Raw genomic sequence first — 24,743 nt, forward strand, 5'->3', positions numbered from 1 at the left:
TGACAGGGGACACAGCGAGTATGGGCGCACGGCTGGACGGCAAGGTGGCAGTAATCACAGGCGGCGCGAGCGGCATCGGCAAGGCCAGCGTGGAGCGCTTCATAGCCGAAGGCGCCCATGTCGTGATGGGCGATCTGGAAACCGCGCGCGGCGAGGCCATGGCGCAGTTCTACGGGCCAAAACTCGCCTTCCACACCACCGACGTGAAGAACGAGGCCGACATCAAGGCGCTGATTGATCTCGCTATCGAGCGTCACGGGCGGCTGGACGTGCTGTTCAACAATGCTGGCTCCGCCGAGCCAGATTATCCGGTAGAGAAGATCGAGGCCGGCGCATTCGATCATGTGATGCACCTGCATTTGCGCGCCGCCCTGTTCGGCATCAAGCATGCCGCTCCCCACATGCAGGCCGCCGGAGGGGGGTCGATCATCTCCACCTCCAGCGTCGCCGGGATAGGCGTGAATTACGGCCCCCTCCTCTACTCCATCGCCAAGGCGGCGCTTATCCACATGACCAAAACCGTCTCGGTGCGGCTCGCCCCCCAGAAAATCCGGGTGAACTGCATCAATCCCGGCCTCATCGCGACGGCCGTGTTCGGGCGCGCCTTCGGGCTGGATCAGGACGCGGCAGAGGCCGCCCAGCCGAAACTTGAAGAGCTGGGTGCCTTCGCCCAGCCTTTGCCCGTCGGCGGCAACCCGCTCGATATCGCCAATGCGGCCGTGTATCTCGCCAGCGACGAGGCGCGCTTCGTGACCGGACAGGCACTGGTGATCGATGGCGGGCTTACCACCGGCACGGTGCCAGACCCCAATGGCGGCACAGCAGCGATCATCACCGACATCCTGGGCGTCGATCTGGCGGCCTGGCGGGCCGAACACGGCATCTGACCCCGCCCCCGGCAGATTCCAGCTTTGCTTGTTGGCGACACGCTAACGCGCCAGATCAACGTGTAGGGCGGCGCTTTTGGGATGTTTATTGCCCAGCTTGAAAAGGCTGCGAATTCGCGGCTTGAGGGCTAGCGCAGGCTTCTCAACCCAGACCCGCATCATCCAGCCAGCCAGCAACGCAGCCGGGGCCATAACGGCCAGCAGGCCGAGCGGTCCGGCAGCGGGTATGAGGGCGAGCGTCACCTGCCCTATCGGCCAATGCAGGATATAGACGCCGTAGGAAACGTCCTCGACCTCCCGGACAGCTGTGCCGACCCGACCGGGGACACGCAGAAAGCCAGCCCACAGGGTCACGTAGCCCACAGCCAGCTGACCAGTGATCATGGCCGCCGGGGTGCCGCTGAACACGATGGCGGCAAGAATGGCAACGAGGCAGCCAAGCGGCGTCAGAGCTATCCGGTCGCGCAGCGCAAAGAAGGCCACGCCGATGATGAAGGCTCCGCCAAACCGGGCGGAGGAATCCACCGTCGCGGCGCCAATGCCTTCCCAGGGCTGAACTATCTGAGCGATAGATAAAATTCCGGCAGCCACGAGCAGAAGAAGAACCATCGATGTACGGCGAAAGACCCCGGCAACCGCCAGAAAGCCCGCAGCGATATAGGCAAGAAGCTCATACCGGATGGTCCATAGCGGACCGTTCATTTGACCCATTGGGTGGTCTGAGAACACGCCGGGAAGACCGGCATGCGGATCGACCTGCGACAGTATGATCAGCGGAAAAGTCCACGTTTCGGCCTGTGCAAAATAGCTCGCAGGGCCGAGATTGCTGAAGAGAGGCCCGACAACCAGCCACAGCAGTAGAGCCGCCACTATAAGGCCGGGAAAGATCCGCAGGACCCGGGACAGGGCATAGTTGGTCATGTCAGTCGAGCGCATCAGGCTCGCGGCAATCATATACCCGGACAGAATGAAGAAGCCGTCGAGCGCAAAATGGACAGTCTTGTCTATCAATTCTTCCCAGAAGCCCATGACCGGCAACCCCAGGGACAGCATGACGGCATGGCCACAGAGCACCAGAAAAGCAAAACCGATGCGGATCGCCGTGAAATTGTTGGAATGATCTTCAAGGCGGCCATGGCCGCCGGAAGTCAGCGCGCCGAACCAGTTTGGAACACTCATAAGGCCTCTCCCCTGTTCTGTGAGGGGGGCTGCAAGACTTGATCCGCAGTAGACACGCCTGCGGGAACCCTGGCCCGCGCTGGTCCGATAGCTCCGTGCCAGCTTGGGTTCGTCAGTCTTTAAGAATTTCCGCGCATGGTCCCGGCCAGGAACGGGGAGACGGCCATGACCAATCCATGCATGAGCTGCAGCATCGACATGGATTGCTGCAAGAAATTCAACGGCGCGCTGGTATCGCAGGAAGAGTTCGACCGCCTGTTTGCCAAGTTCGATGGCCGCTTCCACATTGAGAAGAGCAATCGCTTCATCAAACTCACCGACATCAGCGGAGAGGGCTGTCCCTATTTCAAACAGGGCACGGGCTGCACGGTCTATGAGGAGCGCCCCCTCGATTGCCGTCTCTTCCCCTTCTCGCTGGACCATATCCGGGGCGAAGAAGGCGCGCCCATGCGTGCTTCCGCCCACCGCCGCGTGGGCTGCCCGCATTCGGAGGAGTTTGCGATCAATCGCGAGGAAGTTGCCTGCCTGACAGACGGTATGGCGCGCTCGGTGGGCCATAGCGGAGCCGAGGTGGAGCTGGAATATGGCCCGGCCTGGTGGAAATACGCAGCAAGGCGCGCCGTGCGGCGCCTGCGCGCGTTAACCGGCGCTTAACCACACACGCGAAGACGGCCACGCCCGGCTATCCTCTGGCACGTATTATGCGACAGCCCCCATCAGTTATGACGGGAGGCCATGTCATGTTGCGCTGTGAGACAATCAAGATTGAAGCCCTGACCGCGCAGGACCAGCACGCATGGACAGCTATGGCGCTGGCCACCGGCCTTGCCTCGCCCCTGCTGCACCCCGAATTTGCACAAGCCGTTTCAACCACACGCAATGATGTGGAGATCGCGCTTTTCCGCGACGCAAAGGGACTGGCGGCCGTGTTCGCCTACCATCGCCGGCCCGGCGGCTTTGCCCGTCCCATCGGATCGGCCTTCTCTGACATTCATGCCATTTTGCGCCGGCAGGACGTGGAAACGCGTGACGAGGAATTGCTGGCCCTGGCCGGCCTGTCACGCGCCCGCTTTGCAGCTCTCTTCACACCTGACAAGCCACCGGCTGCCGGACTGGAGCCGGTCGGCCCCTCGCGCGCAGCGGTAAGGCGGTCCACCGCCACCGCCCTCATCGCCGAGCTGCAGGCCGAGCACCCGAAACGCTTCAAGGATTTCCGCCGCCGCCTGCGCAAGCTGGAAACCGAGCACGGCGAGGTACAGCTTGCTGTGTCGAGCGATCCGGCAACCCTTGACGAGCTGATAGGCTGGAAACGCCTGCAATACCGCGAGACCGGTCGCCATGACGTGCTCGCTCCGCGCTGGACGGCAAAAATGATGCACACGCTGTTCGTCAGGGAGGGCGGCGCGGTGAGCGGAAAGCTCTACACGCTACGCGTGGACGGCCGTCTGATCGCGGCAGAATACGGACCGCAAGGTCACGGGACGTTCCACCCCTGGCTTGCCGCCTATGACCCCGAAATGGCGGCCTATTCACCCGGCCATCTTCTGGTCTACCTGCTCCTGTCGCGGATGGAGGAGTTTGGCCTGACCCGCTACGAGATGGGCACCGGTCACGAGGACTATAAGCGATACTTCACCAACCACCGCTCGGCGCTTTACAGCGGGCTGGCGCGCGCACCGCACTTCGAGGAGAAGCTGCGCGAGGCGGCGGCGCAGCTGGCGCAGGCAAGTCTTGCCCTGTGCGGGCAGCGGGTGCGCACGCTGGGTGAACGCATACACAGCCGTATCGACCACATCGCCTCGGCAGAAACCAGCGCGGCAGGGCGCTGGGCCGGGCTGACGCGGGCAGCTGGCGCCATCCTGTCAGGCCAGCAGCGCAGCGCCTAGACAGGTGCCCGGCGCAACAACGAGAAAGGCGCGCCCCTTGAAGGGACGCGCCTTTAGCGCACTCAGATCGGCAAAATAAGGACCTAGTCCTCGTCCTCCCAGCCCCAGGGCGTGGGCGGCGTATCAACCGGATTGGTCAGATCGAACGTCACCTCGAACAGGCGGTTCGGGCGCGTCAGCGTGTAAACGAATGTCGTATCGGTGACTTCCATGATCCAAGTATTGTCCATGGACACCGGAATACCCTCACGCTCGAACAGATCTTTCGAGAACTGGTCAGCCGGGAATTCCACGCGCGCGGAGATCGGCGGGACGATGCTCTCGCCGCCATACTGGGTCAGCGTGTCTTCGGAACCATCTTCGTGGCGGTGGTCGTGCTTCAGGCGCAGACGGCCATCATCAAGACGCGTGATGAGCCAGGTGCGCGAATGGTCATCGCCCACATGGAAAGGCACGCGCACCTCATCCTCGAAGCACTCACGCACATGCATGACGAGGCGGCGTCCGGCAAAGGCTTCGTCCAGCTCCACCGGCGGGCTGGTGATCTCGCCTTCAAACGCCTGACCGCAATACTCAGACAGGCTTTCGATCAGGCCGGCTTCCATAACCGCTTCCGGCTGGGCATCCACCCCGGCATCGTCCGTGCCATTGATGGCAGTGTCCATGACCGGTTCCGCTTCTCCGGCAAGGTCAGCTGACACGTCGTCAGCGCCCGTTTCCGGTTCCGCCATCTGTTCCGGGGCGGGTACGGGCTCCGGCTGCGGGTCTGGAACCGTATCGGCAGGATCACAAGCGGCGAGCAGCGCCGCGAGCGCGACGGAGCCCCCCAGCGTGGCATAGCGGGACAGGGTCATTCGGCAGCCTCCATTCGCGACTTTACAAGCTTCTGGACCTTTTTCACCGCCCGGTCGCGTTTCAGGCGCGAGAGGTAATCGATGAAGAGCACCCCTTCGAGATGGTCCATTTCGTGCTGGATGCACACCGCGAACAGATCCTCTGCGATCTCTTCGCGCTCGTTTCCATCATAGTCGAGATACTTAACGCTGACGCGCGCGGGCCGTTCCACCTCGTCATAAACATCGGGAATCGACAGGCAGCCCTCGCTATAGGGCTTTGTTTCCTCGGTCAGCGGCGTGACAACCGGATTTACGAAATAACGCGGGCTATCGCGCTTTTCCGACAGATCCATCACGATCACGCGCTTGTCGACGCCGATCTGGATAGCGGCAAGGCCAATACCATCGGCCTCGTACATGGTCTCCACCATGTCATCCATCAGCGTGCGCAGATCATCATCAACCCGCTCCACCGGCTTTGAAACCAGCTTCAGACGCGGATCGGGAACGGTGAGTATAGGGTGTACAGCCATACGCCTAGACCTAATGGGCAAAGGGGTTTCGATCAAGCATCGCTGCTTTGATCTCCAGACGGTGCAGCCAGCGAGCGCGGCGTTTCATCGACCTGTGCCGGGCCTTCAAGCGCTTTCGAGCCTGAGGCGGCGTTGAGTTCGGCCATCTTGCGAGCCGAGACCAGAACCCGGCCCTCAAGCGACGCTACCGCGCTGTTATAATTGGCCGTTGCAGACTTCAGACCCGAACCGACCCGGCCAAGATGGCCCGTGAAGGTCTGCAGCCTGTCATGTATTTCGCTGCCGAGCGCGGCGATTTTCCGGGCATTGTCCTCCAGCGCCTGCTGGCGCCAGCCATAGGCGACCGCCTTCGCCAGTGCGAGCAGGGTGGAAGGCGTGACGATGATCACGTCCTGCGCAATAGCCTCGTCAAACAGGCCCGGCTCTTCCTCCATCGCGGCGGAATAGAAACTTTCACCCGGGATGAAGAGCGCGACAAAATCAATCGCCCCCTCGACCGACTTTGCGTATTCCTTGCTGGCCAGTTGGCGGATATGGGTTTTCACCTGCATGGCGTGACGGCGCAGATGCTGCTTGCGGCTGGCCTCGTCCGGCGCTTCCACCGCATCGAGATAAGCCGTCAGCGCCACCTTGGAATCGATGACGAAACGCCCGCCACCGGGCAGGCGCACCACGAAATCCGGGCGCAGCGACGCGCCTTCACTATCGCGCGCCTGATACTGGCTTTCATAATCGATACCCTTGGTAAGACCCGCCAGCTCCAGCACATTCTCCACCGTGCGCTCGCCCCACTGGCCGCGCGTGGTGGAGGAGCGCTGCAACGCGTTGACGAGCTTTGAGGTCTCCTGCTGCTGGCCGGCGAGGCCCTGGCGCAGGGCGTTGATCTGCTCGCCCAGCTCGCCGCGATGGGCGGCGCGCTCTTTCTCGATATGGTCCACCGTCGCCTTGAACTGGTCGAGCTTCTCACGGATCGGCGTCACCAGCTCCTTCACACTGCCTTCGGCCTTTTCCTGGTTCTGCTTGAAGGTCTCGGCGGCGCGTTCAAGGAAGGCTTTCTGCGACTTATCCAGCGCCTCGTTTGCAAGCAGCTGAAACTTCTCCTGCACGGCATTGGAAAGCTGGGTCAGGCTCTCGCGTTCGCGCTTCACCGCTTCGGCCTCGGTATCCATCCTCGCTTTAAGGGCAGCGGCGGCCTGCTCGGCCTCGCGGCGCGCTACACGCTCACCCTCCAGCTCCTCCTGGCGCTGCAAACGCTCGGCGTCGAAGCGGCGCTCGGTGTCAGCAAGGCGCTCCTGCAGGGCGGCCGAGCCGGCACCAGCGCTGCGCATGAACAACCAGGTCAGCACCATGCCAGCAATGGCACCGCCCCCGGCAATCAGGACGATATTGAGCATCTCCATGGGAAGCCCTCCCGGCGTACGCGCGAATCAGTAGCACAGCCTAGACCAGCACGCCGGTCTTGCCCTCCGGCGATCTGTGAGCGTTCACATCCATGTCAGCAAGGCAACCCTGGCTGGCCATACGCGTTGCCCTCCCTATGTAAGCGTGTGAACGCTGTTGGAAATCGATCTGGGGAGACTTTGAAATGATCCGCACCACTCTTGCCGCCAGCCTTCTGGTCAGTGTCAGCGCAGGCGCATTTGCCGCGCAGGACGTTTACGAGACCGAGCAGGCCAATTTCCGCATCGAAACCGTGGCCGAAGGGCTTAACATCCCGTGGTCCATCGGCTTTCTGCCATCGGGGGAAATGCTGGTAACCGAACGCGATGGCGGCTCGGAAGGTCTGCGCATCGTTGACGCGGACGGCAATCTGCGCGCCGAGCCGGTGACCGGCATGCCGCAAGACGTGGTGGTAAACCGCCAGGGCGGACTGTTTGATGCCATCCCCCACCCGGACTTTGCGCAAAACCGCCTTGTCTACATCTCTTACGCGCAAGGCACGCGCGAAGCGCACCGCACCGCGCTGATCCGCGCCCGGCTGAGCGATGACCTGACCGCTCTGGAGAATGTGGAAGAGCTGTTTGCAGTCAATTTCGACATCGCTACCAACCGCCACCATGGCGGCAAGATCCTGTTTGACCGGGACGGTTATCTCTGGCTGTCGCTGGGCGATGGCGGCGATCACTATGACGAGGCACAGAACCCCGAAAACCATATCGGTACGCTGATCCGCCTGAACGATGATGGCTCGGTGCCGTCAGACAATCCCTTTGCCGATGGCGATGGCGGCGCGCCGGAAGTGTGGAGCTACGGCCATCGCAACATTCAGGGGCTGGTCCAGCATCCGGAAACCGGCACGATCTGGAGCCATGAGCACGGCCCGCGCGGCGGTGACGAGGTCAACATCCACCGCGAGTCCGGTCTCAACTATGGCTGGCCGGAAATCACCTACGGCATCGAGTATGATGGCACGATCATCACCGAGGACCGCGAGCGCGAGGGGATGGAACAGCCGATCTGGTACTGGACACCGTCCATCGCGAATTCGGGCGCCGCGTTCTACACGGGCGATGCCTTTCCGCACTGGCAGAACGATCTGTTCGTGGGCGCGCTGGCCGGCATGCACGTCGCCCGGCTGGAGACCGACGGTGATCGGGTGATCGGGCAGGAACGTCTTCTCGAAGACCTGGAAGAGCGTATCCGCGATGTCCGCACCGGCCCGGACGGCTATCTCTACATCACAACCGATAGCGATGAGGGCCGCGTGCTGCGGCTTGTACCGGCCGACTAGGCTCGAACGCTACGCTGGCCGCCGTGATCTGAACGCGGCGGCCAGCGTGCCGTCGTCAAGATAATCAAGCTCGCCGCCCACCGGCACGCCGCGCGCCAGCGAGGTGATCGATACGCCGGTATGGGCAAGCCTGTCTGCGATGACGTGGGCCGTCGTCTGGCCATCCACCGTGGCATTGAGCGCGAGGATCACCTCGCTGACCGATCCATTGCCCGCACGTTCGATCAGGCTGGCAAGATTGAGATCGTCCGGACCGACGCCATCCAGCGCAGACAGGACCCCGCCCAGCACATGGTATTTGCCGGCAAAGGCTCCTGCCCGCTCCAGCGCCCAGAGATCACCTACCGTCTCGACCACGCAGATCACGCTGTCGCCGCGCTTGGGATCGCGGCAGACCGTGCACGGGTCTGATACGTCCAGATTGCCGCAAATACTGCAGGGGCGGATTTTCTCGGCTGCCTCGGCCATGGCGGCGGCCAGAGGCTCCATCAGCGCCTCACGCTTTTTCATCAGATGCAGCGCAGCCCGGCGCGCAGAACGCGGCCCCAGCCCCGGCAGCTTGGCCAGAAGCTGGATAAGCCTCTCGATTTCCGGGCCTGCCGTGCCTGCCATGGGGTGATGCTCCGCGCTGCCAAAACCAAACAAATTTTGATACCGATTGCAGAATCCAAAAAATAGGGCCACTTTTTTGGATTGAAGGCGGAGAATCAAAATGCGTTTGGCTGACTTTAGCGCGGATTCACCCGGTACGCTGGTGCCTACGGTCAACGGACTGCAGGCATTTGTTCCTGATGTCCTGCCTCCAGAAATTGACGTCGCCGATCTGGTTCCAGACCTGCAGGCTGCCACCCTGGCTCTCGGTGAGCTGAAGGGCGCAATAAGCCCCTTGGCCAACCCGGAGCTGGTCATCCGCCCCATGCACCTTCGTGAGGCGGTTAGCTCATCCAACATGGAGGGGACGTTCACGACCTTTACCGATCTGTTGGTATTCGACGCAGGCGGCCCCTCTGACCCGCAGCAGGATACGGTTGAAGTCCACAATTATGTGAAGGCGCTCCGGCACGCAGACAAGCTGATGCAAGAGCTTCCCGTTTGCGGCAGGTTGATGACCGAGCTGCATAAAATTCTGCTGTCGAACGTAACAAAGAAAGCCAGAGGAGCGGCTGTCGAACCGGGTTTTCTCAAGAAGCATCAGAATTTTATTGGAGGTACGCCGAGAAGCCCTCGCTTTGTGCCTCCGCCACCCGCCGAGGCCGCAAAGGCATTAAGTGAACTCGAGACATTCATTAACCGGCCGGACCGCAAAGGCCTCGAGCTCATTGATGCGTCGCTGATCCACTATCAGTTTGAAACTATACACCCATTTCCAGACGGCAATGGGCGCGTTGGCCGTATACTCATCCCGGTTTACCTGCAGGCAACCGGTATTATTGATGGCCCATATCTGTATATGAGTGAGTATTTTGAACGCCATAAAGATGAGTATATCGACCTGATGTATGGAGTTAGCAGCTCTAACGGTTGGATTTCTTGGATAAAATTCTTCCTGAACGGCGTGGAGGAATCTTCGCGCTCTGCGATTGCAACAACCAAGCAATTGATAAATTGCAGTGAGTTTTTCCGGCAGCAGATAATGGCAGGCCGAGGTCGCTCAGCTGTTCTTGTTCAGATCATGGACCTGTTGCTTTCAAACCCAGTCCTGTCCGTTGCACAGATCGCGCACCGTATCGGACAGTCTGACCAGACCGTCAGGAACAATCTGAGCTGGCTGATCGAGAACGGTCTGGTTCGCGAACTCAACCATCACCGCCCGAAGCTGTACATTAGCCCGCTGGTTCTCGATATCATTTCCGGGCATCAGGAGCGGGTCTAGGGCTTCACCCCGAACGGCATATCGAAGCCCGGCGGCAGGCCCAGCCCGCTCGCGGCATCGCGCAGAACATTAGCCTGCGCCTCATCGGCCTTGCGCTTGACGTCGGCGAGCGCGGCAAGGAACAGGTCCTCGAGAATTTCCGGCTCTGACGGGTCTATGAGTGACGGATCGATGGAGACTTTACGCGGTTCGCCCTTGGCGGTGGTGGTGATTTTCACCAGACCGGCACCGGCCTCGCCGGTCACCTCCACTGCGTCCAGCCGGGCCTGCGCCTCGCCCATTTTCTTCTGCATTTCCTGGGCCTGCTTCATCAGGCCGGCGAGGTCTTTCATGGTTTGCGCTCCTGACGCTGGGTTTCTGCGTCCGACATCTGGGTAGGAGAAGGGTCAGGCTCAACCGCTGTGACTGATTCCAGTTCCGCGCCGGGAAAGAGCGTCATCGCGCGGACAATGGCCGGATCACGCAAAGCCTGCTCACGAAGCGCCTCGCCCTCGCGGCGGCGGCGCTCGCGCAGGGTCTCTCCGCCCGGTGCCCGGCCCTGACTATCCACCAGCCAGCGCGCGCCGGTCTGGGCATGCAGGAAACCGGCAAGGCGGCTGGCCAGATCGTCCGGCGCGCCCTTTGCCGCTTCAAACACCAGCTTGCCCTGCCCGATGGACACAAGGCGCACATAGCGCTCCACCTGATCGCGCAGCAGTACTTCACGCTCGCGGTCCAGCAGCGCCAGCACATCCTCAAGGCTCGACGGATCAGAACTGATGGCAGGCTCCGGCTCTGCAGGGCCATCTGGAATGCCAGCCTGCGCGGAGGGCGCATCACTGTCTGCGCCAGCTTGCGCTGTCTGGGCAGGCAGGGGTGCGCCCGCCTCCAGCGCCGCGATCAGCCGGGCGGCATCCTCCGGCCCCGGCAGGCTGGCCGCCGCCATCAGCCGGATGACGCTCATCTCGACCGCCGCCATCGGATCGGGCGCAGAACGCACATCATCAAGTCCGGACAGCGCCGTCTTCCAGAGCCGGGTCAGGCTCGCAAGCGAATGCGTATCAGCCAGCTCGCGCAGGCGCGCCGCGGTTTCCGGCGCTTCGGCGAGGTCTGCCTTGCCGCCGGTCGCCTTCACCCGGCTCATGGCATGCAGATAGTCCAGCAGATCCCGCATCAGCACTTGCGGATCAGCGCCTGCCGCATACTGGCTTTCCAGCTCAGCCAGCGCCGCTTCGCCCTTGCCCGTCAGGGCCGCATCGAGAAGGTCGAGCACACGCGAGCGGTCTACCAGGCCCAGCATTTCACGCACTTGCGAGGCCGGGACCGGGCCGGTTTCACTGCCCTGAACTATCGCCTGATCGAGCAGGGAGAGCGCATCGCGCACCGAGCCTTCGGCGGCACGGGCAATCGCTTCAAGGCCGTCGGTTTCGACCGCAGCGCCTTCCTGATCACAGATGCGCGCCAGATGAGCGCTCAGCGCATCGCGCGGCACGCGGCGCAGATCAAAGCGCTGGCAGCGGCTAAGAACCGTTACCGGCACTTTGCGTATCTCGGTCGTCGCGAAGATGAATTTCACATGCGGGGGCGGCTCTTCGAGCGTTTTCAGCAATGCGTTGAACGCATTGTTTGAGAGCATATGCACTTCGTCGATAATGTAGACCTTGTAAGGAGCTGACACCGGCGCATAGCGCACACCATCCAGGATTTCGCGGATATCGCCGACGCCGGTGCGCGATGCCGCATCCATCTCAAGCACGTCGACATGGGCCGAGCGGGCAATGGCGTCGCAGTGACGGCCCGGCGGATCAATATCCACGCTGGGGCCGGAGCGCTCGTCCGATTCGTAGTTCAGCGCGCGGGCGATAAGGCGCGCCGTCGTCGTCTTACCCACCCCGCGCACACCGGTGAGCATATAGGCTTGCGCGATACGGCCCGACTGGAAGGCATGGGACAGCGTACGCACCATGGCGTCCTGCCCGATCAGATCGGAAAAGCGCTGCGGGCGGTATTTGCGGGCAAGAACCTGATAGGCGGCGCTGGCAGGCGGCGGCTCGAAGCCCGGCAGCGCCGGCCCCGGCTCATCTTCACCCAGCGCAAGCGCGCCGCTGTCTGGATCCTGGTCATCCATGGACGGGCAAGGCCCCTTCTTGCGGCGGGCTGGCCAGCACGCCCGCATGGCGCGCCCGGGCCTTTCAGGCGAAAGCAGTTGGAAGGCGGCGGAAGACCGGACGGCGACCCGAGCCGAAACTCGTTACGGCTGCTTCCTTCCGGACCTGACCGGGTTGGCGAGGGGCTCGTCCGCCGCCGGCCTTCCTGCTGCCTAGTATCCAGATCACGGTGGCATTTCGCAAGCGCGGTGTCAGTCGCCCGCTGCCTCGCGCAGGAAGGCGGCGTGCTGGCACAAAACTCCGACCAGGCGTTCATCGCCATTGGCCGCAACCAACTGGTTCAGCCAGTCCTCCACTATGACGGACTGCGTCGCCAGCCAGTCGCGCACACGCGGTTCCAGAGCGCCGCCCGGCGCGCTCTCACGCTGGCCGGCCACACGCAGGCGGTCATGGCTGATGATCTCCCAAACGGCACGTTTCATGGCGCGACTCTCTCCATGGCTTTTGCCAAACTTGCGAGTCATTCTCATTCGCGTCAATCACCAGGCATGAAAAAGCCCCCGCGGCCAAATGACCGCGAGGGCTCTTTTACCCGCCGGAGCGGGAGAGATTCACAGCGTCAGACTAGAAGCGGCGAACGAAGGAGATGCCGTACGCATCAGCCGTACCATTGCCGCTCACGAAGTCATAGCGGGTGTAGTCAACGCGGATCGCGTTCGGGCCAGCAAAAGCCCATTCCGCACCGGCACCGAAGGCCCAGCCATCAACATCGCCGCTGAAGGACGTGCCGGCGGCCGAAGCGCTGCCGTCGAAGTAGGTGTAACCGCCACGGGCAAACACCGAGAACTGCTCGTTCAGGGGCAGACGGGCAACGCCGTAAAGGCCGACACCATAGTCGATCTCGGAGGTCACGGTGGTCGCGCCAATCGTCGTGGACTCGTCGCCCAGACCGATCAGCAGGTCACCTTCCACAGAGAAGATCGAGGTGATGTCGTAGCTGCCACGCAGGGTCAGCGTGTCATAGGTAGCGCCAGAGGTGTCGATGGCCTGATAGCCGGCACCCAGGCGGAACGGGCCTTCCTGAGCGGAAGCAGCGCCAGCGAGAACAGCAATAGCGGAAGCGGCAATAAGGAGAGATTTCATTTCTTTCGACCTTTCGTCTTTTTTGGGACCCCCGGGCCCCGTGCGTCGAGAGATGGGGCCGTCCCTTCCCGCCGCGCAAGATGCCGTCAGCCGTTAATGCCGCAGTGCAATACACCGCTGTGACTTTCCGGACACGGACTAAGGCACAAACAAGGCAACTTGGGCAAAAAAGCCGCAATTCCATACGTTTATCCATGTTCTGGTAATCTGACCGTAATGTTCGCAAGTGCGAAAGCGCACCCCTCTTGCCACGCCCGCCGCATCAGGGCGCAATACGCGGCCACGAAGGGGCCATCGCTCATGCATCTGACCTTTACCCGAACGCCGCTGAACCATGCCGGGCCGCAGCGGACCGATCCGGCTTTTATCGACGCCTGTCTGCGCCATCCCATGGCCAGAACGGTCCTGCTCACGGGCGGCGATGTCGCGCTGTCACCGGAGGGAGAGCCACAGATACTGCATCCGGCGCAGGCCGCGGACCTGCCGCTGGACGCCGCCGGTCTCGTATTTCTGGGGCTGGAGGGGGACATGCCGTGGTTTGCTGCGAGCATACAGGCAGGTGCGGTCCCTCCCGGTCTGGATTTCCGCCGGGCCACCATGATCGCCGAGCCGGATCTTGCCGCCATACTTGGCCGCGCGCGCGCCATCCTGACCTGGCACGCACGCAGGCATTACTGCTCCAATTGCGGCGCTGAAAACGCCTCGGCAGAAGGCGGCACAAAGCTGGTCTGCCCCTCCTGCGGCACGGAGCATTTCCCGCGTACAGACCCATCCGTCATCATGCTGCCCTTCAGCGGAGAGCGCTGCGTCATGGGCCGCCAGCCCGCCTGGCCGCCCGGCGTGTTTGCCACGCTCGCCGGCTTCATGGAGCCGGGCGAGACGATCGAGGAGGCGTGCGCGCGGGAGGTGGCAGAGGAGACCGGGCTGAAAGTGATCTCGTCGCGATATATCGCCAGCCAGCCCTGGCCCTTCCCGTCCACGCTGATGATCGGCCTGCTGGCGGAGATCGAACCGGGCGAGCCCGTGGCGGCAGACGATGTGGAGGAGGCCCGCTGGTTCACACGCGAGGAAGTGCGCGAGCTTTATGAAGGGCCGATGATGCGCTGGGGGCCGCCCCACTACTCCGTGTCCCGCCTGCTGGTCGAAACCTGGCTGAAGGGAGGCTAGGGGCATACTCAACCTGCCGCGACGACCTGCCCCATGGGCATGCCGGACCTGTCCTGTTAGGGATTTTGATGAGCCTGCCTGCTATTTGCAGGCCGCGTAATCGCTCCAAGCGGTTGCACAGGGCGTCGGAGCATGCCAAACACCGGCGCAATTACAGTCATGTCTGGGCGAGAGGACGTCGATGGGCGATCTGTTCTGGAACAAGGTAGCGGGCGCGGTTCTGGCCATCCTGCTTATCGTCATGGGTTTGCGCGAGATTGGCGACATCGCCTTTGATGCACGCGCGCCTGAAACACTGGGCTTCCCGGTGGACCCGGCTTTGCTTGAAGGGCCTGCTGGCGCTGCCGAGGAAGAAGCCGGGCCGGTTGATTTCGGCGCTCTGCTGGCTACCGCCAGTGTGGATACCGGCGAGCGCGTCGCGCGCCGCTGCGTCGCCTGCCACACGTTTGAACAAGGCGGTGCCAGCGGTACCGGCCCGAACATGTGGGGCGTTCTTGGCCGCACGGTCGCCAGCGTGCCCGGCTTCAACTACTCCAGCGCGATGCGTGAATACGGCGCTGACGGTACGCAATGGCTCTACCAGAACATGTATGACTATCTGGAGGCGCCGCGCCGCTATGTGCCTGGCACCTCGATGGCGTTCGCCGGCCTGCGCAGCCAGGAAGACCGCATCAATCTGATCGCCTACATGCACGCCATGGGCAGCTCCGGGCTTCCCTTCCCAGAGCCGCTTCCCGAAGAGCCGGCCATCGAGGAAGAGGGTGAGGGGCCGCAAGTGGCAGCTACCGAAACCCCGGACGCGCCTGCAACGGCCGCAGAATCTGTCGATGATATGGGCGAGCTGGCCCAGCCGGGTGCCGAGCTGCCTGATGAGGAGCTTGCCGAGGAACTCGAAGAGATTCTCGAAGACGGCGAGTAAGTCACAGATACTGCAGACATGGAAAAGGGCGCTTCGATCGAAGCGCCCTTTTTGTTTGCGGGGCCTGTAACGGCCTAGCTTCTGGCGTTGGGAGCGCGGAAAATGCCGCTCATCGGCGCGTGATGACGCGCAATCCGGGCCGCAGCGAGATTAAGCGGTTCAAGCGCGGTTGCCATGTGGAAAGCATTGGCATGCAGCAGGTGCACCGCATCGGTCATTATGCCGACATGGCCCGGCCAGAAGACCAGATCACCCCTCTGGAGCCCGGCGAGCGAATCGGTGGCCGGTACGGCGCTCCAGCGCGCCCGCGCCCAGCTTTCCTGATCGCCGCTATCGCGCGGAATACGGATGCCTGCCGCTTCCATGCTCACCTGCACCAGACCGGAGCAGTCCAGCCCCAGGCTTTCCTTGCCACCCCACAGATAGGGCGAATGCAAAAAGCGCTCGGCCACGGCCACCCAGTCCGGCTCGCTGGCATCAAGCGCTGTAAGATGCCCGGTGAAAATCCAGCCCTGCCGCTGGCTCTCGGTGAACTTGCCCTCGCGCCGGCCCGCCGCAATCTTGGCGTTGAGTGATACCAGAAAGCGCGGTGGGGATTTGAGGTCCGGCTCTGAGAACACATAGGTGCGCACCGCGCTCACCCGATGGGTCGGGATCAGCACCGGCGCAGCGAGCGCCGCCATGTCGACATAGCCCTCATACCCGTCATGGCGCGACACGCCTCTGGCCCAGCCATTCGTTTCCTGCTCGACGCTGAACACCTCGCCGGCCAGAAGCTGGCTGTCCATCATCGCGTCGTCGCGCGGTTCGCGGCGAATGGCGGTAACGCCTGCCGTCACCTGAAAATCTTCAGCCATGTTTCACCCCGTAGCGTGCCTTGAGAGCCTCGTAGAGCGCGCGTGCGGCCAGCATTTCGCCGCCCGCCGGGCGGCCCGGCCGCGCCTTCGGGTTCCAGCCATAAATATCGAGATGCACCCAGGCTTTCGTGTCGACAAACCGGCGCAGGAACAGGGCCGCGGTGATGGACCCTGCCATCGGACCGGACCCGGTATTGGAAAGATCGGATATTTCGCCCTCAATCTGGCTGTCATACCCGCTCCAGAGCGGCATGCGCCAGACCGGGTCGTCCACCTGACGGGCCGCTGCCTCAATGTCTGCAGCAAGCGCGTCATCATCGGTATAGACAGGCGCCAGTTCCGGGCCGAGCGCGATACGCGCCGCACCGGTCAGTGTGGCCATATCGATCACCAGCTCAGGCTTGTCCTCGCACGCCCGTGTCAGCGCATCGCCCAGCACCAGCCGCCCTTCAGCGTCGGTATTGCCGATCTCGACCGTCAGGCCCTTTCGTGATGGCAGGATATCGCCCGGACGGAAGGCATTGCCGGAGATGGCGTTCTCGACGGCCGGCACCAGCACGTGAAGATAAACCGGCAGCCGGGCATCCATGATCATGGCGGCAAGGCCGAGCACGTTGGCCGCGCCGCCCATATCCTTCTTCATCAGCAGCATATTGCTGCCACCCTTGATATTGAGGCCGCCTGAATCAAAACACACGCCCTTGCCCACCAGCGCGATGCGCGGATGGGACGGATCCCCCCAGACCAGTTCGATCAGGCGCGGCGCATCTGTGGACGCCCGGCCGACCGCGTGGATCATCGGGTAGTTCTGCTTGAGCAGGTCATCGCCCACAATACTCGTCACGGTCGCGCCAAAGGGCTCGGCGATGGTACGGGCGGCATCTTCCAGATGGCTGGGCAGCATGTCGCCTGCCGGCGTGTTGATGAGATCGCGGCATACGGTGACACCCGCAATGATGCGCAAAGCCTCCGACTCATCAGCGCCAGCAGGCGGCTGGAAACGCGCCGGTTCGCGCGGCGCAGCGCGGTAACGCGTGAACTGATAGCTGCCAAGACCCAGCGCGGTCGCCAGCACGGTCGGGTCCCAGCTTCCCGGCATACCGCCTACGCGCCAGTTGCCCTCAGGCAGGCTCAGCGGCGCATTGCCCGCTTCAAACGGCGATAATGCCTCACCCACACCGTAGAGTGCATCGCCATCTCCCGGCAGGATGACCAGCTCTCCGGCCTTTCCGGAGAATCCGGAAGCACGGGCGTGACCGGCTGCCTCTTCCCCGACACCAGATAACACCGAATCAAGATCAGCGCGTGCCGTCAGATGAACGGTGCGGGCGGTGTGGGCGGCGTCGGCGAATGCAAAACTCATCAAACTCTCCAGATAACTCTCGAATGCGCGCCGGAGGTGGAGAAGCGTTAACGGCTTCTTGACCGGCCCGGCAGATAGATAGGGACCATACACGTCCGCGTTAACAGGGTTAGATCATGTCCATGCGTTTGTCCGCTGCAGCCTTCACCGCCGCCAGCGCGCTGGCGCTGGGCGCATGCGCCACGACGGCAGCGCCGCCAAGCCCGCAGGAAGCGGCCCTCGCGCTGCAGCTGGAATCGCGTTCGATCGTTCCGGCCACACGCGCCGAGCGCGAGTCCATCGCCAATCAGGACCTACTCACCCAGGCCGCCTTCTGGGCCGAAGCCTACGAGATGAACCCGGCCGACCGCGAAGCGGCAACCGAGCTGGCGCGCGTTCTGCGCCTGCTAGGCAGCACCCCCAGAGCCATTGAGGTCGCCCGGCAGGCACTCGCGCTCTTCCCCGACGATTCCGCACTGCTGGCAGCCTACGGGCTGGCGCTGGCCGCCGAAGGCCGCGGCCAGCAGGCCATCGAGCCGCTTACCCGCGCTGCGCAGGCCGACCCCGGCAATTGGCGTGTGATAAACGCTCTGGGCGTGTCGCTGGAGCAGGCAGGGCGCACTCCGGCAGCGCGTGCACGCTTTCAGGAAGCGATGAGGCTGGCGCCGGAAGAGCCCTCAATCCTGTCCAATCTGGCGCTGTCGCACGCCCTGGCCGGTGAGCCGGAACAGGCTGAGCCTCTCCTGCGCCGGGCCATGGACAATGATCTGGCCTCTGCGCAAGTGCGCCAGAACCTTGCGCTCGTACTCGCCCTGCAGGGACGCTTCGATGAAGCCGAGCGCATTGCCATGATCGATTCAACGCCGGAAATGGCAGCCGCCAACATGGCCTATATACGCGCCATGATTACCAGTCCGCGCCGCTGGGACAGCCTGAACGAGGCTGCCTTGCGCGGTAGCCACAACTGACCTCATCCCCCGAAAGGATCATCCGCGCCTGCGCTGGCCGGCCGCGCCATCGGCGGCGGCGCAGCAACGGCTTCCTCGGTCTTTTTCAGAGGGAAGCCGATTTTCAGCTCGGGCGATACCAGCGTGTGATCGAAGCGGAAATCTTCCACCAGATCCCTCAATTCCTGCGGGGCCTTGCCGTCCTTCGACGCTTCGATAGCGCGATAAAGCGCAAACAGGCGCAGATAGCCCTTGTCATCACGCGACAGGTCGGTCTCGTCGAGCCGCGAACAGATAACGGTGAGGCGGGTTATGGCGGGCTTGCGCCGCCCGGCTGCCAGATCGAGCATGGAGGCGGTCAGCTCCACCTTCCAGCCAATATCGGCAAAATCTATCTTCTTGGGGACAACCGCCAGCTCGGCGCGCGCCTTGGCGATATCGTCGGCACGCAAAGCTGCCAGCGCGTTGTCACACGCTGACCTGGCCAGACGGATCTCGTCGCGCCGGCGCTCTTCTGCCTTGCGTCCACCAAACATGACTTTAGCCCCTGACGGCTGGAACTCTCCAGCCTATAGCATGCCGCCACGCAGAAGAAGCCTTCCGCACCCCGCGCTGCCAGCACGCCCCGGACGCGATTGTTTACGGCATCCTCGGTATCCAGAAAGCGGTTTCAGCAGTGCTTGGCGATTTCATCCGCCGCCAGCGCGCCTAAGGCATTTACACTGCAAGCGCGAAATGAATAAATCGCTCCCTGGCATGGGAGCACATCAATGATCGAATGGCTTGGCCCGAATGCGGGATGGCTGGCGCTCGTCCTGCTGGGCGTGATGCTGGCCGTGTTCGCGTCCGAACGCTTCCCGCCGGAAATGGTCGCCATCGGTGCCGTGGCCGTGTTTCTGGTCCTCGGTCTTCTGGACAGCGCCAGCATGGTGGGAGCGCTGGCCAATGCCGCGCCGCTGACCATTGCCTGCATGTTTGTCATATCGGCAGCACTGGTGCGGACAGGCGCCATTCTGGAGGTAAGCCGCTTCATCCAGCGCAAGGCCGGATCAAGCAGGCTTCTCGTCATCGGATCAACCTTCCTGCTGACGGTCGTCGTATCCGCCTTCATGAACAATATTCCCGTGGTGATGATCCTCATTCCGGTGATCACCGGGATTGCCCGCGACCTGAACCTCGCGCCCTCCAAGCTGCTGATGCCCCTGTCCTATTGTGCGATCATGGGTGGCACCTGCACGCTGATCGGCACCTCGACCAATCTCGTCGTCGACGGCGCGGCCCGCCAGGCCGGGCTGGAGCCTTTCGGCATTTTCGAGATGAGCGCGGTGGGTCTGGCTGTTGCGGCCACCGGGATGGTCTATCTGGCGGTTGTTGCGCCGCGCCTCTTGCCCGACCGGAAGGATTTCTCCTTGCTGGACGGTGCGGGCGAGTCCCGCTTCATCACCGATGCCCGCATTCCCGAAGGATCCTCGCTTATTGGCCGCCGCCCGGACGATGTCCCCTTCCTGAAGCTGCGCGATCTGCGCCTTCTCGATGTGGTGCGCAACTCCCAGACCCTGCGCCACGACATTGACCAGATCGAGCTGCAGGCCGGAGACCGCCTCGTCCTGGAATCGCCCATGAGCGAGGTGCTCTCCCTGCATCGCGACGGCGAAGTGCGCGTCGGCTCCGAGGATCTTGAAGATGTAAGCGAAAGCCGCGCGGTACTGGTTGAAGCAGTAGTAGGACCAGGCAGCCGGCTTACCGGCGCGCCGCTCAAATCCTACCGCCTGCGCCGACGCTTCGGGGTCTATGTTGTCGCCGTGCACCGCCATGGCGGCGAGATCAGCGAACATGTCGGTCGTATCCGCCTTAATCCGGGAGACAGCGTGCTGCTGGAAGGCTCCCCGGAAGATATCGAGCGCATGTCGCGCGAGCTGGGGCTGGTTGATCTGGCAAGGCCCGAAGACCAGGCATTCCGCCGGGAACGGGCACCGATTGCTATCGCGGCGCTTGTAGGCGTGGTCGTACTCGCCGCCCTCAATATCATGCCCATTGTCGGTCTCGCCGTCATAGGCGTGGCCGTCGTCCTCTTCTCCGGTTGCCTTGATCCCGAGGAAGCCTTCGACAGCATAGACTGGCGCATTCTGGCGCTGATTGTCGCCATGCTGGCTATCGGGGCGGCACTGGACCGCACCGGCTCTATCGACCTGCTTGTCGAAGCGGCCCGTCCGCTTCTGACAATCGCGCCGCCGATTATTCTGCTGGCGCTGGTCTACGCGGTAACATCTTTCCTGACTGAGACAGTTACCAACAACGCCGTCGCCATCGTCATCACCCCGGTTGCCGCCGCTCTGGCCATCGCCGCAGGACTGGACCCGCGTCCCTTCGTGGTCGCCGTCATGTTTGCTGCAAGCGCCAGCTTCGCAACGCCAATCGGATACCAGACCAACACGCTGGTATATGGGCCGGGGCATTACCGGTTCATGGATTTCGTGAAGATCGGCGTGCCGCTGAACGTCATCATGCTGATCGTAGCGGTTGTGATGATCCCGCTAATCTGGCCGCTGGAGGGCGCGAACTAGGTGGCTGGCAGCTAGACGGCCGGACTGTCCGGCATCGTGGCCCGCTTTGCCTCCACACGGTGATGAATGCCGGTCAGCAGGCGGGAGGCTGTCGTCTGGAAAACGAAGGGAAACACGGCGTGGACAAGAGCTGCCAGCCCGGCCAGCAACAGCTGGAAGCCGACCGCGCTGGCAAACTTCAAATGCTGAAAATAGGTCTCACCGCCTTCAGCGGGATGCGATGTGAACGGATTTCTCGCCATGACCGGACTTTCCTCTTCAGACCAGCATGTCCTGCAGGACGGCCCATACCAACACGGCCTATACAGATAGGCTAGCGGTCAAAATGTGAACGCTAGCCGCGCCCGCACGTATCCTTTTGTGTATCGCTGAGAGGAGTTTTCGTCTTGCCCCCGCAGCAAACACCCCGCCCCGCCACGCCGGATGCGTGTGTAGACCTCGCCATTGAGCGCGTCGGCAAGCGCATCGTGCTCGGCTTACCGCTGGGCCTCGGCAAAGCCAACCATCTCGCCAACGCCTTTTACGCGCGCGCCAAGGCAGATCCCGGCATCAAGCTGACGATCTTTACCGCCCTGACGCTGGAACGCCCGGCAGCGCCCAACGCGCTGGCCGCGCGCCTGCTCGATCCGATCAGCGAGCGCCTGTATGGCGGCTATCCCGATCTGGACTATGCCCGCGACCGGCGGCGTAATGCCCTGCCCGACAATGTGCGGGTGAAGGAGTTTTTCCTTCCGCCGGGCGGACTTCTCAACAACGCCTCGGCCCAGCGCGACTATGTCAGCGCCAATTACACCCATGCCGGGCGCGCCATTTTGAACGCAGGCGTCAATGTAGCCGCCCAGATGGTCGCGCCCGGACCGCAAGGCCGGATAAGCCTGTCATGCAATCCCGATTTGTCGCTGGACCTGATCCCGGCCCTGCACGAAAGGCGCAAGACTGGCGCGCCGGCAGTGGTTCTGGGCGAGCTTAACGCCGCCCTGCCCTTCATGGGACAAAAGGCAGACATACCCGAAGACTGGTTCGACGCGCTTTATGATGCGGGCGAGTACACGCTCTTTCCCATTCCGCGCGAGGCTGTCGGCCTACCCGCCTGGTCCATCGGACTGCATGCCAGCACGCTGGTGCGTGATGGCGGCACGCTGCAGACCGGCATCGGGGCGCTCTCCGACGCCGTGGCCGCAGCCCTGAAGCTGCGCCATCTCGACAATGCCGCCTGGCGCAGCGCGATCGAGGCGATTGGTGCGGACATGGCGGTTGCCGGGCGGTGCGGCGGTCTGGAGCCCTTCCACGAGGGTCTATACGGCTGCAGCGAGATGCTCACGCTCGGCCTGCTGGACCTGTTCCAGAGCGGGCTTCTGTCCCGGCGGGTGAGTGACGATATCGCCCGCCAGGAGGCATTGCTGGCAGACCCTGCGAGCTTGCATGAGGATGAGGGCATCGCGCTGCATGGCGGCTTCTTTGCCGGTCCGGGCGAGCTCTATGACCGTCTGCGCAAGCTGAGCGACACTGAGCGCGCGCGCATCGACATGACGGCCGTGGCGCGCGTCAACGATCTCTACGGCCACGAGGAACTGGCCCGCCTGCAGCGCCAGCACGCGCGCTTCATCAACACCGCCATGATGGTCAACGGGCGCGGCGCGGCGATCTCCGATACGCTGGCCGACGGGCGCGTGGTCAGCGGTGTCGGCGGGCAGTACAATTTCTCCGCCATGGCACACGAGCTGGAGGGTGCACGCTCCGTCATCCTCGTGCGCGCGACACGCCAGACCGGGGGCGAGACACGCTCCAACATCGTCTGGACGGGCGGCGAAGTGACGGTGCCGCGCCATCTGCGCGATATCGTCATCACCGAATATGGCGTGGCAGACCTTCGCGGACGCTCCGACCGGGATGTTGCCATCGCCCTTGCGAAAATTGCCGACAGCCGCTTTCAGGACGCCTTCCTGGACGAGGCGAAGTCTGCCGGAAAGGTGGAGAAGGACTACACTCTGCCGGAAACGGCGCGGCAGAACACGCCCGAACGCCTCACCGGGCGGCTTAAGCCTGCCATGTCCAGCGGCACGCTGGTGAAATTTCCCTTCGGCAGCGATCTGACAGACACCGAACAGGCCCTGCGCGAAGCGCTGGAATGGCTGGCACAGCGCAATACAGGCTGGAAGGCGCGCGCGAAGTTGATCGTATCGGCCCTCACCCGCGCGCCAGACGCCAGCCGGTTCGATACGGCACTGCAGCGCATGGGGCTGGCAAACCCTTCGAGCTTCAAGGAGCGGCTGGAGCAGAAGCTGGTTTGCCTGGCGCTTGAGCGCACAGGAGCGCCCGCCTGACCTGGCGTCACATGCCTGCATGACGGTTTGTTGTTACCCCGCATGCAGACTCACCTAAAATAGTAGCGGCTTTTTCTGACCGGGCGGGCAGATCAATGAGTGAACCGACAATTTTCGCATGCGACGCTGCGCCGGGCTGCCGGTATGCGGCCGTGCTTGGGCGCACCACGTTTGAAGCCTCCATGCGCAATGCCAAACGGCTTGCAGACCGGCTCTCAGGGGCTCCCTACAGCTCGCTGGTGATTGATTATCGCGGGGCTGAGCCGAGCCTGACCCCGGAGCAGTATGCGGCATTTTTCAACTCTCTCATGCCCCAGCTGTCGAAGCTGGACCGCATAGCCTATGTCTACGCGCCCGGCACCGTGTTGCGCGCGGCCCATGCCACACGCCAGCTTTCGGACATGGGGATCAATGCGCGCGCCTTTGCCAGCTGGGACGAGACGGCAGAGTTTCTGGACATAGAGGCAGATGATCCGTTCGTGCAGGCGGTATCCTGAACCGCCCGCCTGCCCGGCCCGGACTACAAACCTTGCCGCAGGAAACGGGTAACGGCTGTTAGGCCCTAGCGGTTTGCAGCAAGCGGAGAGGCGTGTGCCGCTTTCGCGCTTTCCACCTCGCGTTCGAGCTGGGTGAAGCCGTAAGCAGGGACTAGCGATCCGGCGGTGTCGGAGATCTGGTCCCAGGCCGCGATGACGCGCTCACCAGCATCATCTCCGGTGCCGATATAGGAGCCGCCGGTCAGCGTGACATTGGCGCGTGCAAAATGCCCGGCCCCGGCGCAGACAATCGCGCGGGTCGGCGCGTCTTCACCCGTCAGGGCCAGCAGGGCGGGGCTGACCAGTGCCGGATCAAGCCGGGCAAGACTTTCCGCATCAAGCAGTCCTTCTGTCATCCCGGTTGCCGCCGTCGGGGCCAGGCAGTTTACCCTGATCCCGTAGCGTTCCCCTTCAATCGCGAGCGTCTGCATCAGGCCGACCAGCGCCATCTTGGCGGCGCCGTAATTGGCCTGACCGAAATTGCCGTAAAGGCCGGAGGAGGACGTCGTCATCACGATGCGGCCATATTCCTGTTGGCGCATCGTCTCCCAGACGGCCTTGGTGCAGATGGCCGCTCCCATCAGGTGCACGTCGACGACCAGCCGGAAGTCATCAAGGCTCATTTTTGCGAAGCTCTTGTCGCGCAATATGCCGGCATTGTTCACGAGAATGTCGATCCGGCCCCACTGACCGAGCGCTTCTTCTACCAGGGCGGCGATAGCGGCTTCGTCGGTAACCGAGCCAGCAATGGCCAGTGCCTTGCCTCCTGCGGAAACAATCTCCGCAGCGACAATATCCGCGGCCTCCACCGACAGATCGTTGACGACCACTTTTGCGCCTTTACGCGCCAGATAAAGGGCATGCTGACGGCCAAGACCGCCACCGGCTCCGGTAATGATGGCTACGCGCCCTTCAAGCGGCATGCTGACCTC

Annotated in this window: 25 protein-coding genes and 1 other RNA gene; 11 read left to right on the forward strand and 15 right to left on the reverse strand. The window is 63.0% G+C overall.

Features of this window, described 5'->3' with window-relative positions; translation table 11 throughout:
* Positions 1-20: 20 nt before the first annotated feature.
* On the forward strand, positions 21-887 hold the full coding sequence (locus tag ACQ5ID_RS09470; protein ID WP_429912206.1) for an SDR family NAD(P)-dependent oxidoreductase: 867 nt from the start codon (positions 21-23) through the stop codon (positions 885-887).
* A 42-nt stretch (positions 888-929) separates the two neighbouring features.
* Here the strand turns inward: ACQ5ID_RS09470 and ACQ5ID_RS09475 are convergent, their stop codons facing one another.
* On the reverse strand, positions 930-2,066 hold the full coding sequence (locus ACQ5ID_RS09475; RefSeq protein WP_429912207.1) for an acyltransferase family protein: 1,137 nt from the start codon (positions 2,064-2,066) through the stop codon (positions 930-932).
* A 165-nt stretch (positions 2,067-2,231) separates the two neighbouring features.
* Between ACQ5ID_RS09475 and ACQ5ID_RS09480 the strand changes: the two genes are divergently transcribed.
* Both ACQ5ID_RS09480 and ACQ5ID_RS09485 read left to right on the forward strand, forming a co-directional pair.
* Positions 2,232-2,720: a YkgJ family cysteine cluster protein gene (locus ACQ5ID_RS09480; RefSeq protein ID WP_429912208.1), complete on the forward strand. Its 489-nt coding sequence runs from the start codon at positions 2,232-2,234 to the stop codon at positions 2,718-2,720.
* A gap of 86 nt (positions 2,721-2,806) precedes the next feature.
* Entirely contained in the window at positions 2,807-3,952 is a 1,146-nt protein-coding gene (locus ACQ5ID_RS09485) for a GNAT family N-acetyltransferase (protein WP_429912209.1), read from the forward strand.
* A gap of 83 nt (positions 3,953-4,035) precedes the next feature.
* Here ACQ5ID_RS09485 and ACQ5ID_RS09490 read toward each other — a convergent pair whose 3' ends face one another.
* From ACQ5ID_RS09490 to rmuC, 3 genes are read right to left on the reverse strand one after another with little or no spacing between them, the layout of a single operon-like run.
* Positions 4,036-4,806 carry a hypothetical protein gene (locus ACQ5ID_RS09490; protein WP_429912210.1) on the reverse strand — a complete coding sequence of 257 codons (771 nt, stop codon included), beginning with the start codon at positions 4,804-4,806 and terminating at the stop codon, positions 4,036-4,038.
* Positions 4,803-5,321 carry a peptide deformylase gene (def, locus tag ACQ5ID_RS09495; protein ID WP_429912211.1) on the reverse strand — a complete coding sequence of 173 codons (519 nt, stop codon included), beginning with the start codon at positions 5,319-5,321 and terminating at the stop codon, positions 4,803-4,805. The genes ACQ5ID_RS09490 and def overlap by 4 nt, the downstream gene beginning before the upstream one ends.
* A 32-nt stretch (positions 5,322-5,353) precedes the next feature.
* The gene (gene rmuC / locus ACQ5ID_RS09500; RefSeq protein WP_429912212.1) at positions 5,354-6,721 is read right to left on the reverse strand and encodes a DNA recombination protein RmuC; all 1,368 of its coding nucleotides are present in this window, start codon (positions 6,719-6,721) and stop codon (positions 5,354-5,356) included.
* A 185-nt stretch (positions 6,722-6,906) separates the two neighbouring features.
* Between rmuC and ACQ5ID_RS09505 the strand changes: the two genes are divergently transcribed.
* A complete protein-coding gene (locus ACQ5ID_RS09505; RefSeq protein ID WP_429912213.1) occupies positions 6,907-8,052 on the forward strand; it encodes a PQQ-dependent sugar dehydrogenase in 1,146 nt (381 codons plus the stop codon).
* Positions 8,053-8,061: 9 nt separating this feature from the next.
* Here the strand turns inward: ACQ5ID_RS09505 and recR are convergent, their stop codons facing one another.
* Entirely contained in the window at positions 8,062-8,664 is a 603-nt protein-coding gene (gene recR, locus ACQ5ID_RS09510) for a recombination mediator RecR (RefSeq protein ID WP_429912214.1), read from the reverse strand.
* Between the two features lie 100 nt (positions 8,665-8,764).
* Here recR and ACQ5ID_RS09515 point away from each other — a divergent pair, with 100 nt between their 5' ends.
* Positions 8,765-9,925 (forward strand): Fic family protein, encoded by a 1,161-nt coding sequence (locus tag ACQ5ID_RS09515; RefSeq protein ID WP_429912215.1) that lies wholly within the window; start codon positions 8,765-8,767, stop codon positions 9,923-9,925.
* On the opposite strand, the gene ACQ5ID_RS09520 is transcribed toward ACQ5ID_RS09515, so the two are convergent.
* The 5 genes from ACQ5ID_RS09520 to ACQ5ID_RS09540 form a co-directional block, all read right to left on the reverse strand.
* The gene (locus ACQ5ID_RS09520; RefSeq protein ID WP_429912216.1) at positions 9,922-10,257 is read right to left on the reverse strand and encodes a YbaB/EbfC family nucleoid-associated protein; all 336 of its coding nucleotides are present in this window, start codon (positions 10,255-10,257) and stop codon (positions 9,922-9,924) included. The two genes, ACQ5ID_RS09515 and ACQ5ID_RS09520, sit on opposite strands and share 4 nt — an antisense overlap.
* A complete protein-coding gene (locus ACQ5ID_RS09525; RefSeq protein ID WP_429912217.1) occupies positions 10,254-12,032 on the reverse strand; it encodes a DNA polymerase III subunit gamma/tau in 1,779 nt (592 codons plus the stop codon). Before ACQ5ID_RS09525 ends, ACQ5ID_RS09520 begins: the two co-directional genes overlap by 4 nt.
* 88 nt (positions 12,033-12,120) lie before the next feature.
* Positions 12,121-12,217, reverse strand: an RNA gene (gene ffs, locus ACQ5ID_RS09530) — signal recognition particle sRNA small type.
* Positions 12,218-12,263: 46 nt separating this feature from the next.
* Positions 12,264-12,494, reverse strand: coding sequence for a hypothetical protein (locus ACQ5ID_RS09535; protein ID WP_429912218.1), 231 nt, complete (start codon positions 12,492-12,494; stop codon positions 12,264-12,266).
* A gap of 142 nt (positions 12,495-12,636) precedes the next feature.
* Entirely contained in the window at positions 12,637-13,155 is a 519-nt protein-coding gene (locus ACQ5ID_RS09540; protein ID WP_429912219.1) for a porin family protein, read from the reverse strand.
* A 300-nt stretch (positions 13,156-13,455) separates the two neighbouring features.
* Here ACQ5ID_RS09540 and nudC point away from each other — a divergent pair, with 300 nt between their 5' ends.
* Both nudC and ACQ5ID_RS09550 read left to right on the forward strand, forming a co-directional pair.
* Positions 13,456-14,322, forward strand: a complete 867-nt coding sequence (nudC, locus tag ACQ5ID_RS09545) for an NAD(+) diphosphatase (protein ID WP_429912220.1) — start codon at positions 13,456-13,458, stop codon at positions 14,320-14,322.
* Positions 14,323-14,503: 181 nt separating this feature from the next.
* Positions 14,504-15,241, forward strand: coding sequence for a c-type cytochrome (locus ACQ5ID_RS09550; protein WP_429912221.1), 738 nt, complete (start codon positions 14,504-14,506; stop codon positions 15,239-15,241).
* 74 nt (positions 15,242-15,315) lie between these two features.
* On the opposite strand, the gene ACQ5ID_RS09555 is transcribed toward ACQ5ID_RS09550, so the two are convergent.
* Positions 15,316-16,098 carry a C40 family peptidase gene (locus tag ACQ5ID_RS09555; protein WP_429912222.1) on the reverse strand — a complete coding sequence of 261 codons (783 nt, stop codon included), beginning with the start codon at positions 16,096-16,098 and terminating at the stop codon, positions 15,316-15,318.
* Positions 16,091-17,461 (reverse strand): leucyl aminopeptidase family protein, encoded by a 1,371-nt coding sequence (locus ACQ5ID_RS09560; RefSeq protein WP_429912223.1) that lies wholly within the window; start codon positions 17,459-17,461, stop codon positions 16,091-16,093. The genes ACQ5ID_RS09555 and ACQ5ID_RS09560 overlap by 8 nt, the downstream gene beginning before the upstream one ends.
* Positions 17,462-17,577: 116 nt before the next feature.
* Here ACQ5ID_RS09560 and ACQ5ID_RS09565 point away from each other — a divergent pair, with 116 nt between their 5' ends.
* Entirely contained in the window at positions 17,578-18,408 is an 831-nt protein-coding gene (locus ACQ5ID_RS09565; RefSeq protein WP_429912224.1) for a tetratricopeptide repeat protein, read from the forward strand.
* Positions 18,409-18,410: 2 nt separating this feature from the next.
* On the opposite strand, the gene ACQ5ID_RS09570 is transcribed toward ACQ5ID_RS09565, so the two are convergent.
* Positions 18,411-18,923 (reverse strand): hypothetical protein, encoded by a 513-nt coding sequence (locus tag ACQ5ID_RS09570; protein WP_429912225.1) that lies wholly within the window; start codon positions 18,921-18,923, stop codon positions 18,411-18,413.
* A 234-nt stretch (positions 18,924-19,157) separates the two neighbouring features.
* On the opposite strand from ACQ5ID_RS09570, the gene ACQ5ID_RS09575 reads away from it, so the two are divergent.
* A complete protein-coding gene (locus ACQ5ID_RS09575) occupies positions 19,158-20,951 on the forward strand; it encodes an SLC13 family permease (protein ID WP_429912226.1) in 1,794 nt (597 codons plus the stop codon).
* 11 nt (positions 20,952-20,962) lie between these two features.
* Here the strand turns inward: ACQ5ID_RS09575 and ACQ5ID_RS09580 are convergent, their stop codons facing one another.
* On the reverse strand, positions 20,963-21,193 hold the full coding sequence (locus ACQ5ID_RS09580) for a DUF6356 family protein (protein WP_429912227.1): 231 nt from the start codon (positions 21,191-21,193) through the stop codon (positions 20,963-20,965).
* A gap of 144 nt (positions 21,194-21,337) precedes the next feature.
* On the opposite strand from ACQ5ID_RS09580, the gene ACQ5ID_RS09585 reads away from it, so the two are divergent.
* Together ACQ5ID_RS09585 and ACQ5ID_RS09590 are read left to right on the forward strand one after the other, a co-directional pair.
* Entirely contained in the window at positions 21,338-23,275 is a 1,938-nt protein-coding gene (locus ACQ5ID_RS09585) for an acetyl-CoA hydrolase/transferase C-terminal domain-containing protein (protein WP_429912228.1), read from the forward strand.
* Between the two features lie 95 nt (positions 23,276-23,370).
* Positions 23,371-23,772, forward strand: a complete 402-nt coding sequence (locus ACQ5ID_RS09590) for a hypothetical protein (RefSeq protein WP_429912229.1) — start codon at positions 23,371-23,373, stop codon at positions 23,770-23,772.
* A gap of 65 nt (positions 23,773-23,837) precedes the next feature.
* Here the strand turns inward: ACQ5ID_RS09590 and ACQ5ID_RS09595 are convergent, their stop codons facing one another.
* On the reverse strand, positions 23,838-24,734 hold the full coding sequence (locus ACQ5ID_RS09595) for an SDR family NAD(P)-dependent oxidoreductase (RefSeq protein WP_429912230.1): 897 nt from the start codon (positions 24,732-24,734) through the stop codon (positions 23,838-23,840).
* Positions 24,735-24,743 lie beyond the last annotated feature (9 nt).

The organism is Glycocaulis sp., from assembly GCF_050485565.1.
Classification (GTDB): Bacteria; Pseudomonadota; Alphaproteobacteria; order Caulobacterales; family Maricaulaceae; genus Glycocaulis.